Origin of the sequence: Spirillospora sp. NPDC000708 (genome assembly GCF_040299565.1) — a bacterium.
Classification (GTDB): Bacteria; Actinomycetota; Actinomycetes; order Streptosporangiales; family Streptosporangiaceae; genus Spirillospora.
Genome location: NZ_JBEPCJ010000044.1, coordinates 24,083 through 37,783, shown reverse-complemented (window position 1 = coordinate 37,783; position 13,701 = coordinate 24,083). Strand labels below are relative to the sequence as shown.

General features: G+C 72.1%; 14 protein-coding genes. 13 read left to right on the top strand and 1 reads right to left on the bottom strand.

Annotation, left to right across the window (positions count from 1 at the left end):
* Positions 1-234 precede the first annotated feature (234 nt).
* From rho to ABT299_RS28245, 7 genes are all read left to right on the top strand, one after another.
* Positions 235-2,340: a transcription termination factor Rho gene (rho, locus tag ABT299_RS28275; RefSeq protein ID WP_500252554.1), complete on the top strand. Its 2,106-nt coding sequence runs from the start codon at positions 235-237 to the stop codon at positions 2,338-2,340.
* Positions 2,341-2,555: 215 nt separating this feature from the next.
* Positions 2,556-3,941 carry a sensor histidine kinase gene (locus ABT299_RS28270; RefSeq protein ID WP_500252553.1) on the top strand — a complete coding sequence of 462 codons (1,386 nt, stop codon included), beginning with the start codon at positions 2,556-2,558 and terminating at the stop codon, positions 3,939-3,941.
* Between the two features lie 61 nt (positions 3,942-4,002).
* On the top strand, positions 4,003-4,656 hold the full coding sequence (locus ABT299_RS28265) for a response regulator transcription factor (RefSeq protein ID WP_190862038.1): 654 nt from the start codon (positions 4,003-4,005) through the stop codon (positions 4,654-4,656).
* A gap of 210 nt (positions 4,657-4,866) precedes the next feature.
* Positions 4,867-5,085, top strand: coding sequence for a 50S ribosomal protein L31 (rpmE, locus tag ABT299_RS28260; RefSeq protein WP_151544542.1), 219 nt, complete (start codon positions 4,867-4,869; stop codon positions 5,083-5,085).
* A gap of 133 nt (positions 5,086-5,218) precedes the next feature.
* Entirely contained in the window at positions 5,219-6,283 is a 1,065-nt protein-coding gene (prfA, locus tag ABT299_RS28255; RefSeq protein ID WP_190862036.1) for a peptide chain release factor 1, read from the top strand.
* Positions 6,284-6,287: 4 nt separating this feature from the next.
* Entirely contained in the window at positions 6,288-7,148 is an 861-nt protein-coding gene (prmC, locus tag ABT299_RS28250) for a peptide chain release factor N(5)-glutamine methyltransferase (RefSeq protein ID WP_387032417.1), read from the top strand.
* 87 nt (positions 7,149-7,235) lie between these two features.
* Positions 7,236-8,117 carry an L-threonylcarbamoyladenylate synthase gene (locus ABT299_RS28245; protein ID WP_500252552.1) on the top strand — a complete coding sequence of 294 codons (882 nt, stop codon included), beginning with the start codon at positions 7,236-7,238 and terminating at the stop codon, positions 8,115-8,117.
* Positions 8,118-8,378: 261 nt separating this feature from the next.
* On the opposite strand, the gene ABT299_RS28240 is transcribed toward ABT299_RS28245, so the two are convergent.
* Positions 8,379-8,810, bottom strand: coding sequence for a hypothetical protein (locus ABT299_RS28240; RefSeq protein WP_190862030.1), 432 nt, complete (start codon positions 8,808-8,810; stop codon positions 8,379-8,381).
* A gap of 339 nt (positions 8,811-9,149) precedes the next feature.
* Here ABT299_RS28240 and ABT299_RS28235 point away from each other — a divergent pair, with 339 nt between their 5' ends.
* The 6 genes from ABT299_RS28235 (at position 9,150) to atpE (ending at position 13,694) form a co-directional block, all read left to right on the top strand.
* Positions 9,150-10,136, top strand: a complete 987-nt coding sequence (locus ABT299_RS28235) for a DUF2207 domain-containing protein (protein ID WP_500252551.1) — start codon at positions 9,150-9,152, stop codon at positions 10,134-10,136.
* Positions 10,137-10,298: 162 nt separating this feature from the next.
* On the top strand, positions 10,299-11,468 hold the full coding sequence (locus tag ABT299_RS28230; RefSeq protein WP_190862025.1) for a glycosyltransferase family 4 protein: 1,170 nt from the start codon (positions 10,299-10,301) through the stop codon (positions 11,466-11,468).
* A gap of 311 nt (positions 11,469-11,779) precedes the next feature.
* Positions 11,780-12,196, top strand: coding sequence for a Cg1360 family ATP-synthase-associated protein (locus ABT299_RS28225; RefSeq protein ID WP_190862023.1), 417 nt, complete (start codon positions 11,780-11,782; stop codon positions 12,194-12,196).
* A 78-nt stretch (positions 12,197-12,274) separates the two neighbouring features.
* Entirely contained in the window at positions 12,275-12,499 is a 225-nt protein-coding gene (locus tag ABT299_RS28220; RefSeq protein ID WP_387032423.1) for a hypothetical protein, read from the top strand.
* A 61-nt stretch (positions 12,500-12,560) separates the two neighbouring features.
* Positions 12,561-13,355 (top strand): F0F1 ATP synthase subunit A, encoded by a 795-nt coding sequence (gene atpB / locus ABT299_RS28215; protein WP_190862019.1) that lies wholly within the window; start codon positions 12,561-12,563, stop codon positions 13,353-13,355.
* Positions 13,356-13,460: 105 nt separating this feature from the next.
* Positions 13,461-13,694: an ATP synthase F0 subunit C gene (gene atpE, locus ABT299_RS28210; RefSeq protein ID WP_173099009.1), complete on the top strand. Its 234-nt coding sequence runs from the start codon at positions 13,461-13,463 to the stop codon at positions 13,692-13,694.
* Positions 13,695-13,701: the final 7 nt, after the last annotated feature.

The window sequence follows — 13,701 nt, the reverse complement described above, 5'->3', positions numbered from 1 at the left end:
CTCCCCGACACCGTGACATTCCGTTGTCAGGCATTCCAGCGAAACTTCGGACGTGGCGGTAGCGGGGACACGTGCGAGCGAACCGTCCCGTCCATCATCTGGCTGTGCCCAGAAAATCGCCGATCCCGGCCCCATCGTGATCAGCGGAGCCCGACTCGGCGCCCCCGCCGGGCCGTATTACCGGGTTGACTGGCCGAACGCCGGCCGACGCCCGCTCCCTGGGAAGGACCCTTAGTGAGCGAATCCAGCGAACTCCTTACGGACGCATCCAGCACGGCACCCGCGGCCGACGCCGCGCAGAACGGCGCGGAGCCCACCGCCCCCCGGCGCCGCCGGAGCGGCACGGGCCTGTCCGCCATGGTGCTGCCCGAGCTCAAGGCTCTCGCGTCCAGCCTCGGCATCACCGGTGTGACCGGGATGCGCAAGAGCCAGCTCATCGCGGCCATCCAGGAGAAGCAGGGCGGCCAGGGGCAGGGCTCGGCGGGCGAGCAGGGAGCCGCTGCCAAGGCCGCCGCCGGGGCCGGCGAGGCCGCCGCGGGCAAGGGCGCGCAGGACGCCGGCAAGGCCGAGACGGCCAAGGCCGAGCGCCCGCGCCGCACCCGCGCCGCGGCGAAGCGCGAGACGGCCGAGCAGGTCGCGATCCCCGAGGCCGCGGCCGAGCAGCCCGCCGCCGACCGGCAGGCCGACAAGCAGGAAGGCCGGCCCGAGAAGGCCGAGCGGCAGGGCGGCCGGCAGAGCGCGCGCGCGGCGGACAAGCAGGACCGGGGGGCGTCCGAGGGCCGGGGCGAGCGCGGCGACCGGCAGAACGACCGGCAGAACCGGGAGCCCGCCGCGGCCCAGGGCGGCGGCTCCGAGGACGGCGAGGCCCAGGGCGGCCGCGAGTCCGGCCGCGACGGCGGCCGCGAGGGCCGGGACGGGCGCGAGGGCCGCGAGAGCGGGCGGCAGCGCCAGCGCGGCGGCCGTGAGCGCGGCGAGGGCCGCGACCGCGGCGAGCGTGGCGACCGCGGTGAGCGTGGTGACCGCGGCGAGCGCGGTGACCGGAGCGACCGCGACGGCGGCGGCCGGCAGCGCGGCCAGAGCCAGGGCGGCGGCGGCCAGCACGACGACGACGAGGGCGGCCGCAGCCGGCGCGGGCGCCGGTTCCGCGAGCGCAACCGTGGCCGCGGCGGCCGCGAGCGCTACGAGGAGCCGGTGATCAGCGAGGACGACGTCCTGATCCCGGTCGCGGGCATCCTCGACATCCTCGACAACTACGCGTTCGTCCGCACCACCGGCTACCTGCCCGGCCCGAACGACGTGTACGTCTCGCTGGCGCAGGTCCGCAAGAACGGCCTCCGCAAGGGCGACGTCATCACCGGCGCCGTCCGGCAGGCCCGCGAGGGCGAGCGGCGCGAGAAGTTCAACGCGCTCGTGCGGCTCGACACCGTCAACGGGATGGAGCCGGAGCAGGCCAAGGGCCGCGTCGACTTCTCCAAGCTGACCCCGCTGTACCCGCAGGAGCGGCTGCGGCTGGAGTCCGACCCGGGCATCCTGACCACCCGGATCATCGACCTGGTCTCGCCGATCGGCAAGGGCCAGCGCGGGCTGATCGTGTCGCCGCCGAAGGCCGGCAAGACGATGGTGCTCCAGGCGATCGCCAACGCGATCACCAAGAACAACCCGGAGTGCCACCTGATGGTCGTCCTCGTGGACGAGCGTCCGGAAGAGGTCACCGACATGCAGCGGACGGTGAAGGGCGAGGTCATCCACTCGACCTTCGACCGTCCCGCCGAGGACCACACCACGGTCGCCGAGCTGGCGATCGAGCGCGCGAAGCGGCTGGTGGAGCTGGGCCACGACGTCGTCGTGCTGCTCGACTCGATCACCCGCCTCGGCCGGGCCTACAACCTGGCGGCGCCGGCGTCCGGCCGCATCCTGTCCGGTGGTGTCGACTCGACCGCGCTGTACCCGCCCAAGCGGTTCTTCGGCGCGGCCCGCAACATCGAGAACGGCGGCTCGCTGACGATCCTCGCCACCGCGCTGGTCGAGACCGGCTCCCGGATGGACGAGGTCATCTTCGAGGAGTTCAAGGGCACCGGCAACATGGAGCTGAAGCTCAACCGGTCGCTCGCGGACAAGCGGATCTTCCCGGCGGTGGACGTCGACCAGTCGTCCACCCGCAAGGAGGAGATCCTCATGGCGCCGGAGGAGCTGCGGGTCGTCTGGCAGCTGCGCCGGGTGCTGCACGCCCTCGACACCCAGCAGGCGCTGGAGCTCCTCATCGAGAAGATGAAGGAGACCAAGTCCAACGCCGAGTTCCTGCTGCAGGTGCAGAAGACGACGGTCTCCGACGACCGCTGATCCACGCGCCGCGACGCCCCCGCCCGGGTCCCGGGCGGGGGCGTTCCGCGTCCCGGACGGGGGGCGTTCCGCGTCCCGCCGCCGGACGGCGGGACCGGTGCCGGAGGCCGATGGTGGGGCTAGCCCCACCCCGATCCGGCGGGGACCTCCATGGTGGCCGGGCGCCCCGGAAGGCAGGCTTGCACCGTAGGTTGGAACGGGCGTGGAGGGACGACGTGGGCGAGCTGAGCAGGGACATCGGGGGCGCCGGGGACCCGACGGCGCGCGCCGGGAGCCCCGGTGGGGGCGCGACCCGGGCGGGCGGCCGCGCCGCGTCCGTCGCGGACGGCCCGTGGCGGCCCGCGGCGATGGCCCGGTCCGCCGTGACCTGGACGTCCGCGCTGTACCTGGCGGTGAGCCTGGCGTTCGGGCTCGGCTGGTTCGTCGTCCTGGCCGCCGGGCTGGCGCTGTCGCTCGGCACCCTGATCATCTGGGTGGGGTTCCCGCTGCTCGCGCTGCTGATGGTGGCGTGGCGGTTCGGCGCGCGGCTGGACCGCCGGCTGGTGCGGGCCGCGTTCGGCGTCACCGTCCCCGACCCGTACCGGCCGCGGCCGGAGGGCCGCAACCCGTTCGTCCGGCTGAAGTCGATGGCCGCCGACCCCGCCACCTGGAAGGACCTCGCCTACCTCGTCCTGCTGTTCCCCATCGCGCTGGTGGAGTTCATGGTGTCCGCCGTCGCGTGGGCGCTGACGGGCACGCTGCTGTTCATGCCGCTGATCGTGCTGTTCGGCGGCGGCATGGAGATCAACCTCGGGCCGGTGACGTACTGGTCCGGGAACCCGTTCGAGGCGCTGCCGGTGTCGGCGGCGGGACTGGTCGTCCTGGCGGCGGCGATGTACGTGACGCGCGGGATGGCGATCGCGCACGCGGCGTGGGCCCGGCTGATGCTCGGTCCGAGCGCGTCCCAGGCGGAGAACATGGAGCTGCGGGAGCGGACCGCGCACCTGCGGGCCAGCCGGGCGCGCGGCGTCGACGCCGCGGAGTTCGAGCGCCGCCGCATCGAGCGGGACCTGCACGACGGCGCGCAGCAGCGGCTGCTGGCCGTCGCGATGGACATCGGCCGCGCCCGCGCGAAGCTCGACGACGACCCGGAGGGCGCGCGGGCGCTGATCGAGCAGGCGCACGCCGGCACCAAGGAGGCCATCACCGAGCTGCGGGACCTCGCCCGCGGCATCTACCCGGCGATCCTCACCGACCGCGGCCTGGACCCGGCGCTGTCCGGGCTGGCCGGGCGGGCGCCGGTGCCCGTCGAGGTCTCCGTCGACCTGCCGGAGCGGCCGCCGGCCGCGGTGGAGAGCATCGCCTACTTCATCGTCGCCGAGGCGCTGGCCAACATCGCCAAGTACGCGCGGGCGACCCGCGCGTCCGTCCGGGTCGTCCGGGAGGACCGCTGGGTCGTCGTCGAGGTGACCGACAACGGGGTCGGCGGGGCGGTGGCGCGGACCGGAGGCGGGCTGGCGGGGCTGGCCGACCGGGCCGCCACCATCGACGGGATGCTCATCGTGGACAGCCCGCCCGGCGGGCCCACGATCATCCGCGCGGACCTGCCCTGCACCTGGTGACCCCCTGGTGAGCCCCGGGTGACGCGGCCCGGCGCCGCCCGCGAGGCCCGATAATGGGCGCATGCGGGTAGTGATCGCCGAGGATTCGGTGCTGTTGCGCGAAGGGCTCGTCCGGCTGCTCGCGGACGCGGCGATCGAGACGGTCGCGACGGTCGGGGACGGCCCGGGGCTGCTCGGGATCGTCGAGGAGCACGAGCCGGACCTCGCCATCGTGGACGTGCGGATGCCGCCGTCGTTCACCGACGAGGGGCTGCGCGCGGCGCTGGCCGTCCGCGAGCGCCGCCCCGGCACGCCGATCCTCGTCCTGTCGCAGTACGTGGAGGAGCGGTACGCGACGGACCTGATCGGCGGCGGAGCGGAAGGCGTCGGCTACCTGCTGAAGGAGCGGGTGTCGGACGTCGCGGAGTTCATCGACGCGGTCCGCCGGATCGCCGCCGGCGGGACCGTCATCGACCCGGAGGTGATCGGCCAGTTGCTCGGCCGGCGCCGCACCGGCGACCCGCTGGAGGCGCTGACGCCGCGCGAGCGGGAGGTGCTGGGGCTGATGGCGCAGGGACGCGCCAACGGCGCCATCGCCGAGAGCCTGGTCGTCACCGAGGGCGCGGTGGAGAAGCACATCTCCAACATCTTCGCCAAGCTCGACCTGCAGCCCGCGCAGGGCGGGCACCGCCGGGTGATGGCCGTCCTCGCCTACCTGGGCCGCGCCGACGGCTGAACCGGCCAGGTACCCGGGGGCCACCCGATCGGAGATCGGGAATGACCGGTGACCTCGGCACGTTCGGGTATCTGGCACACTTGGACTGCAACCGCTGCGGTACCGGTTCACGCCTCCCGGATCTCCCATGGCGCCGTCGCGTGGAAACGACCACGCCGGACGGCCGTGCGAGCGGGGGCGCCCGGCGACCGCCTCATGCGAGGAGAACCCATGAAGCCCGACATTCACCCGGACTACGTCGTCACGACCGTGACGTGCACGTGCGGCAACACCTTCGAGACCCGCAGCACCGCCGAGAACGGCGTGATCCACGCCGACGTGTGCTCGAACTGCCACCCGTTCTACACGGGCAAGCAGAAGATCCTCGACACCGGCGGCCGGGTGGCGCGCTTCGAGCAGCGCTTCGGCAAGAAGAAGGCCGGCAAGTAGCGCCGAGCCGCGCGGCGCGGAGCGCCGCACAGCGACCAGGGGCGGCCCGGGGACTCTCCAGGTCCCCGGGCCGTTCGGAGTCGGCATCCGGAGGCCGCCGCGGCCCCCGGGCCGGAACGGGCCAGGACACACCGTGAATCTCGACGAACTCATCAGCGAATACGCCGACATCGAGGGGCGGCTCTCCGACCCGTCCGTCCATGCCGACCAGGCCCTGGCGCGGCGGCTCGGCAAGCGGTACGCCGAGCTCCGGCCGATCGTCGAGACGCACCGGGAGCTGGCGTCCACCGAGGACGACCTGGCCGCCGCCCGCGAGCTCGCCGGCGAGGACGAGACGTTCGCGGCCGAGGCCGCCGATCTCGGCAAGCGCAAGGACGAGCTGGAGGAACGGCTGCGGCGGCTGCTCGTCCCGCGCGACCCCAACGACTCCAAGGACGTGATCCTGGAGGTCAAGGCGGGCGAGGGCGGCGAGGAGTCGGCGCTGTTCGCGGGCGACCTGCTGCGGATGTACCTCCGCTACGCCGAGCGGGTCGGCTGGAAGACCGAGGTCCTCGACTCCCACCCGTCCGACCTCGGCGGCTACAAGGACGTCACGGTCGCGGTGAAGGCCAAGGGCTCCCAGGACGAGGGCGTCTGGACGCGGCTGAAGTACGAGGGCGGCGTCCACCGGGTGCAGCGGGTGCCCGCGACCGAGTCGCAGGGCCGTATCCACACCAGCGCCGTCGGCGTCCTGGTGACGCCCGAGGCGGAGGACGTCGACGTCCAGATCGACCCGAACGACCTGCGCATCGACGTGTACCGCTCGTCCGGGCCGGGCGGGCAGAGCGTCAACACCACCGACTCCGCGGTCCGCATCACGCACCTGCCGACCGGCGTCGTCGTCTCCTGCCAGAACGAGAAGAGCCAGCTGCAGAACAAGGAGCAGGCGCTGCGGATCCTGCGGTCCCGGCTGCTGGCGATGGCGCAGGAGGAGGCGGACGCGGCCGCGGCGGCCGAGCGCAAGAGCCAGGTCCGCACCGTGGACCGGTCCGAGCGGGTCCGCACCTACAACTATCCCGAGAACCGGATCTCCGACCACCGCGTGGGCTACAAGGCCTACAACCTCGACCAGGTGCTCGACGGCGACCTGCACAACGTGACGCAGGCGCTGGTCGACGCGGACATGGAACGCCGGCTGGCCGAAGCACAGAAGTCATGAGCGCATGAAGCTGCTGCTGGACGAGATCGCCAGGGCGACCGCGCGGCTCGCGGACGCGGGGGCCGCGTCGCCGCGCGCCGACGCCGAGGAGCTGGCCGCGGCCGTGCACGGGGTGAAGCGCTCCGAGTTGCACGCCGTGCCCGACAGCGCGTTCGACGCCCGGTTCTGGGAGTTCGTGGCGCGCCGCGAGGCCGGCGAGCCGCTCCAGCACATCACGGGCCGGGCGTTCTTCCGCTACCTGGAGCTGAAGGTCGGCCCCGGCGTGTTCGTCCCGCGCCCGGAGACCGAGGTGATGGTCGGCTGGGCGCTGGAGACGCTCCGCGACATGGATGTCCGCGACCCCTTGGTCGTCGACCTCGGGACGGGGTCGGCCGCGATCGCCCTGTCGATCGCCCTGGAGGCGCCCCGCGCGCGCGTGCATGCCGTTGAGAAGGACCCCAAGGCGTTCGTGCACGCGACCCGCAACATCGAGGAACTCGACGAGCGCGGCCGCGTCCGCCTGCACCTCGACGACTTCGCCGCCGCCCTCCCGGAGCTGAACGGCACCGTCGACCTCGTCGTCAGCAACCCGCCGTACATCCCGATGAGCGAGTGGGAGTACGTGCCCCCCGACGTCCGCGACCACGACCCGGCGGACGCGCTGTGGGGCGGCGGCGACGACGGCCTGGACGCGATCCGCGTCGTCGAGCGCACCGCCCGCCGGCTGCTGCGCCCCGGCGGCTACGTCGCGGTCGAGCACAGCGACCTGCAGGGCAACGGCGTGTACTGGATCTTCGCCGAGGAGAACGGCTGGCGGGACGTCCGCAACCGCCGCGACCTCACCAACCGGGACCGGTTCGTCACCGCCCGCCTCGCCGCCGACTAGCCGCATGCGGCGCGGGCAGGCCGCGCGGCGCGGCTATCCTGGGGCGTGCCAGAGGACGAGCGCCGCGAGATGGGAAGACGGGCGACCGTGAGCCGACGTTATGACTGCTCCGAGCCGATGGAGCGCACCCGTGGAATCGCCGAGGCCGTCTCGGCCGTGCGGCGCGGCGAGCTGGTCGTCCTGCCGACCGACACGGTGTACGGGGTCGGCGCCGACGCGTTCACGCCCGCCGCCGTGCAGGCGCTGCTGGACGCCAAGGGCCGCGGCCGCGACATGCCGCCGCCCGTGCTGGTCGGCTCCGTCCGGGCCGCGACCGCGCTGGTCGAGGATCTCGGCACCTACGGCCAGGACCTCATCGACGAGTTCTGGCCGGGCGCGCTGACGCTGGTGTTCCGCGCGAACCAGAACCTCATGTGGGACCTCGGCGAGACCAAGGGCACCGTCGCCGTGCGGATGCCGATGCACGAGCTGGCCGTGGAGGTGCTCAAGGAGACCGGGCCGCTCGCCGTCAGCAGCGCGAACCTGTCGGGCGAGCCCGCCGCGCGCACCGCCGAGGAGGCGGAGAAGATGCTCGGCGACTCGGTCCAGGTGTACCTGGACGGGGGCCGGTCGGGGCATGCCGACCCGTCCACGATCGTGGACCTGACGGGGTCGGTGCCGCGCCTCCTGCGGGTCGGCGCCATCCCCGAGGACAAGATCCGTTCCGTGGTCGGCGTGCTGCTCACGGAGGAGGACGAGGCTCCCGAGCCCGCGGAGCTCACAGCGGCCCCCTCCGCCGCCGTGGAGTCCAAGCCCTCCCTCACCAAGCAGCCCGCGGCCGAAGCGCCCCAGGCGCCCGCTGAGCCCGCCTCCGCCCCCGCTGAGCCCGCCGCCGCACCCGCGGAATCCGCGACGCCTCCGGCGGAGCCGGCCGACGCGCCGGACCCCGAGGCGCCCACGGAGCCCACGGCAAAGCCCAAGGACGAGTAGACACCGGCACAAGCAGAAACGGCCGGGCAGGGAATCACCTGCCCGGCCGTTCTATGTCCGGCCACCGCCGACGGTCACGGCCCCGTCCGTGACCTCAGCCGGCGCCGACCTCAGCGTTGCGATCGCGTGCGAAGCCAAGTTCGAGCGTGCGAGAACTTGATCGCGCAGCGAGCCCCCAGGGCGAGTCGGAGCGATGCAGCGATCGCCGCGTTGCCCGTTGAAGGGAGGGCCCCCAGGGCCCGACCGCCGAGGGGAATGCAGTTAAAACAGCTTCTTGCCCTTGCCGTAGAGGTACTGGCCGGTCTTCTTGTTGCGGCCGCACTCCTGGACCCACAGGTGCCAGCTGTAGGAGGAGCTGGTCTTGATCTTGACGGTGGCCTTGCCGTCGTAGTTGTACTGGGTGCCGCTGGAGGTGTAGCCGACGATCTTGAAGCGGGACCAGTACTTCTTGGTGCCCTCGGTGAAGAGGAACCGGACGCAGGCTGTCCAGCCGTTCTTCTTGCTGTCCCGGAGGTATCCGGTGACGTAGGTGCTGCCGCCCTGGCGGGTGTAGGTGCCCCAGGCGCTCACGCCGCCGTAGGAGTTGTAGGGCGCCCAGCTGTGGGTGGTGGCGGCCTCGGCGGGAGCGCCGGCGAGGGCCGTGCCGGTCAGGAGTGCGCCGGCGGTCAGGGCTACGGCTGCGAATCGCCGCATTGGTCCCTCCATGCTCATGAATCACGGGTTAGCGGCGGATAACCTAGCAGTGATACCAAGATCATCTTTACGGTTTTCTTACCGTACGGCCAGGGGCGGCCGAAAAGATCGGTTCACCTGAACCAGCGCGGCCGTCCCCGCGTCCAACAGTCCGGACGCGGCACGCGCCGGGGCCGGAACCCGTCTCCCGAGGGGTTCCGGACGGGCTTCCCCGGTGCGCCACGGCGCCGCGGACGGCCGGTCATGACGAAGATCTCATTCATCCGGCGGCGCGGCCGGCGGGCGGTGCGCGGCGGGTCTTGCCGGCACGGCGCGCGCAACGGTGAGACCATTCGGGGAATGCGCGGCCGTGTTCGGAGGCCCGTGATCGCCGCGGGCGTGGTCCTGGTGACCGTGGTCTTCCTGCTGCCCGCGGCGGCCGCCGCGCCCGTGCCGCGCGAGAGCATCCCGACCTACGACGTGGTCCTCACGCTGGGCCGCGACGGGGTGGTGCGCGTCCGGGAGACGATCACCTACGACTTCGACCGGGGCGGCGAGCACGGGATCGTGCGCCGGGTGCCGTTCCGCCGCGCGAACCGGCTGTTCGACGTGCGGGACGTCAGCGCGGGCTCGTCGACGGGCGCCCCGGCCCGCGCCCGGACCATGCGCTGGCTGAACGACCTGCAGATCACCGTCGGGGACCGGCACCGCGAGGTCCGCGGCCGCCAGGCGTACGTGATCGAGTACGCGGTGGGCTGGGCGTTCACCCCGTACGCCGACCACGACGAGCTGGTCTGGGACGCGATCGGGACGAGCTGGGACGTGCCGATCGGGGACGCCGTCGTCCGGGTGGAGGCGCCGGTCCCGCTGCGGCACGCGACGTGCCGGGCGGGCTCGCCGGGGGCGACGACGCGCTGCCTCGGCGTCCGCGACGGGCGGTACGCGGTGGACTTCATGCAGAGCGCCCTCGCCCCGCACGAGGGGATGACGGTGCGGGTCCGGCTGCCGAAGCACGCGGTGGCCGTCCCGCCGCCGCACTACGCCCGGCCGCACTGGGCGGGGACCTGGCCGGGCTCGGCGGTGCTCGCGCTGGCGCTGGCCGCGGTGGCGCTGGCGGCGCGGAGGCCGGCGCCGCACCGCAGGGCGGGCGCGGCGCTGGCGGTGGTGGGCGCGCTGCTCGTCCTGTCGGACGCCGCGGACGACGTGCTGGACCGCGGGCCGTGGGCGTTCTCGCTGGGGGACCGGTCGCTGGCGGGCCTCGCGCTGGTGATCGCCGGGACGGCCGTGATGTGCTCCACGACGTCCGGGACGGCGCGATATGCGGCGGATGTGGCCCGGTGGGACTAGAGTTGGCCGGTCGTGACGGCGAACCGATCGTGATCGACGATCGTCTTACCCGGTCGGGAACCCCGGCGCGGTGACGGTGCGTTCAATCGGGGCATGTCGCAGGGTGATCGCGGACGGCGCGGTCGCGGACGGCGGTGATCGGCGAAGGGAGGCGCAGGGGAGTTGCGGGAGTACCTGCTGACCATCCTGGTCGCCGCGCTGGTCGCCTACCTGCTGACGCCCGCCGTCCGGCGCTTCGCCGTCTGGTTCGGCGCGCAGGCCGTCCCCCGGGACCGCGACGTGCACGTCATCCCGACGCCCCGGCTGGGCGGGCTGGCGATGTTCGGCGGGATGGTGGCGGCGCTGGTCGTCGCGTCCGGGCTGCCGGAGATGCGCAAGGTGCTGGCCGCCGGCGACATCGGGGTGGGCAAGGCGCTGCTGATGTCGGGCGGGCTGATCGTGCTGGTCGGGATCGCCGACGACCGGTGGGAGGTCGACCCGCTCACCAAGTTCGCCGGGCAGGTGGCCGCCGCCGGGATCTTCATCATGCAGGGCATCCAGATCTACTCGATCCCGCTGCCGAACGGGGAGTCGCTGTCGCTGCCGCCCGCCTACGGGGTGCCGCTGACGGTGTTCGTGGTGGTCGCGACGATCAACGCGGTGAACTTCATCGACGGCCTGGACGGGCTGGCGGCCGGGGTCGTCGGGATCGCCGCGCTCGGCCTGTTCGGCTACGCCTACCTGCTGACCAAGACCAACGGGATGACCACGCTGAGCGGGGCGACGCTCACCGCGGCGGTGCTGTTCGGGATGTGCCTGGGCTTCCTGCCGCACAACTTCAGCCCGGCGAAGATCTTCATGGGCGACACCGGCTCGATGCTGATCGGGCTGCTGCTGAGCGCGTCGACCATCCTGCTGACCGGGCAGTTCGACCCGGCGGTGCTGTCGAACGGGCTGTTCCCGCTGTACGTGCCGCTGCTGCTGGTGCCGGCGGTCGCGGCGGTCCCGTTCATGGACATGCTGCTGGCCGTGTGGCGCCGGACGAACCAGGGCAAGTCGCCGTTCTCGCCGGACAAGCAGCACCTGCACCACCGGCTGCTGCAGCTCGGCCACTCCACCCGCCGGGCCGTGCTGATCATGTACTTCTGGGTCGGGCTGCTGGCGTCCGGGCTGGTCGGGCTGGCACTGTTCGACGCCGCGTGGATCACCCTCGGGGTCACGGTCGTGGTGGCGGTCGCCGGGGTCGTGCTGATGCTGCGGCTCGGCCGGCCGCGCGGCCGGCGGCGGAACGCCGCGGCGGAGCCGGGCGACACGGGGCAGCAGCCCGCCGCCCGCCCGCAACTGCCGGTCTGACCGCCGGACGGACGGTCTACTACAGCGCGTCGAATACCATTCGGATCGAACGTGCGGAGCGGGCGGGGCGACCTCCCTCTCGCAGTGTTCACGCCTCGTGTCCGCCGCGGTCCGCGGCCCGCGGCGCGTCCCGGCCGTTCCCCGGATCGGGCGCCGTGACCTGGGTTAAGGTCCGTGGTGCGAGTGTGGCCCGCAGCCCGGAAACCACCCGGGCAGGGCGTTACCTCTAGGGTAATTGTGGACATTCCGGACGCTTGTGATACCTTTCACGAACAAGAGACGACCACTGAACGTGACCAGCCGGAGCCCTCATGCAATCTTCCGACGCCCGGATGCTCCGCGGCGCCGCGATCCCGACCGGGGCGGTCGGGGTGGGCGCCGTCCTGATCGGCCTGCTGACGGCGGGCGGCAAGGGCGCGCTGGCGGCGGCGCTGGCCACCGTCGTGGTGCTCATCTTCTTCTCCATCAGCGCGATCGCGGTCTCCTGGGCCGGGAAGATCTCCGCCCAGACGATGATGCTGGCCGCGCTGGCCAGCTACGTGGTGAAGATCTTCGCGGTGATGGTGCTGGTCACGGCGATGGACGGGGTCTCCCTCTGGAACACCACGGTGTTCGGCTGGGCGGTGATCGCCCTGGCCCTGTGCTGGATCGCCGCCGAGTTCCGCGTCGCCCTACAGCGGAGGCCCTACGTTGACGACCCCGAAAGCGCCCTGGACCGGAGTCCGTGATGATCCCGCCTCGCACGGTCCGGGCGGACTACTCCAATATGACCACCGCAGGCATGGCCTGCTATCGTCCGGAGCGCGATGAGCGAGCAGAAGCCCCGGCCGGAGGACGGCCAGCGGGAATTCGCCGACGTCGCCTGGTCCGTGCCCAGCTACCTCCTGTCCGGCATGACTATCTGGGGCGGGATCGGGTGGCTGCTGGCCTGGTGGAGCGGGTGGCAGTGGCTGATCCCGGTCGGCCTGATCATCGGCGTGACGCTCGCCATCTACCTGGTCTACGTCAAGTACGGTCGCCACTCCGTCTGAGCGGCCCCGCCGCCGAAGAAGCCTACGTGAAACATCACCACATTGATGAAGGGAACGCCGCGTGAACGCGCTGACGGTCCTCGCCTCCTCCGGTGGAGATGAGTTCCAGGCCCCCGGGCCTGAGATCTTCGACTTTCCGCCCCTCTTCGACGGCGCGCCGAGCTGGCTGACCAAACCGGTGCTCTTCGCGGTCGTCGGCTCCCTGGTCGTCTGCGCGTTCTTCTGGGCCGCCTTCGCCAAGCCGAAGCTGGTGCCGCGGGGCGCGCAGAACCTCGGCGAGGTCGGCTACATGTTCGTCCGGGACCAGGTCGCGAGGCCGTTCCTCGGCAAGAACACCAAGCAGTGGATGCCGCTGCTGATGTCGCTGTTCTTCCTGATCTGGATCTGGAACATCATGGCCGTCTTCCCGGTCATCCAGTTCCCGATCGCCTCGCACATCGCCTACCCGGCCGTGCTCGCAGGATTCGTGTACATCCTGAAGGTCTACCTGGGCATCCGGCACCAGGGCGCGAAGTACTTCACCAACATGCTGCCGAAGGGCCTGCCCTGGCCCGTCTACATCCTGCTGGTGCCGATCGAGTACCTCTCGACCTTCATCATCGCCCCGTTCACCCACGCGGTGCGGCTCTTCGCCAACATGTTCGCGGGCCACACGATCCTCGCGTTCTTCAGCCTCGTCGGCTTCTGGTTCCTGTTCGAGAAGCCCACCGTCGCCGGGTTCGGCGTCGGCATCATCGGGGTGATCGTCACCATCCTGATGACCACCCTCGAGCTGCTGATCCAGTTCCTGCAGGCGTTCCTGTTCGCGCTGCTGGCCGCGATGTACATCCAGAGCGGTCTCGAAGCCGATCACTAGACCTCCGGGTCGGACAGTGCCCCCCGGCGCGCGCCCCGAAACCGACAACCTCGAAAAGCCCAGACCGGCGGACACTCCGCCGGCCGACAGAAAAGGAATGAACCCATGACGGGAGTCCTCGCCGCCGTGAACGGTAACGTCACCGCGATCGGTTACGGCCTCGCGGCCATCGGCCCGGGCATCGGCATCGGCATCATCTTCGGCCAGGGCGTCAACGCGATCGCCCGCCAGCCGGAGCTGACCGGCGTGATCCGCACCAACATGCTGCTGGGCTTCGTCCTCACCGAGGCGCTCGCCCTGATCGGCCTGGTCGCGCCGTTCATCTTCAAGAGCGTCTGATCAGGAG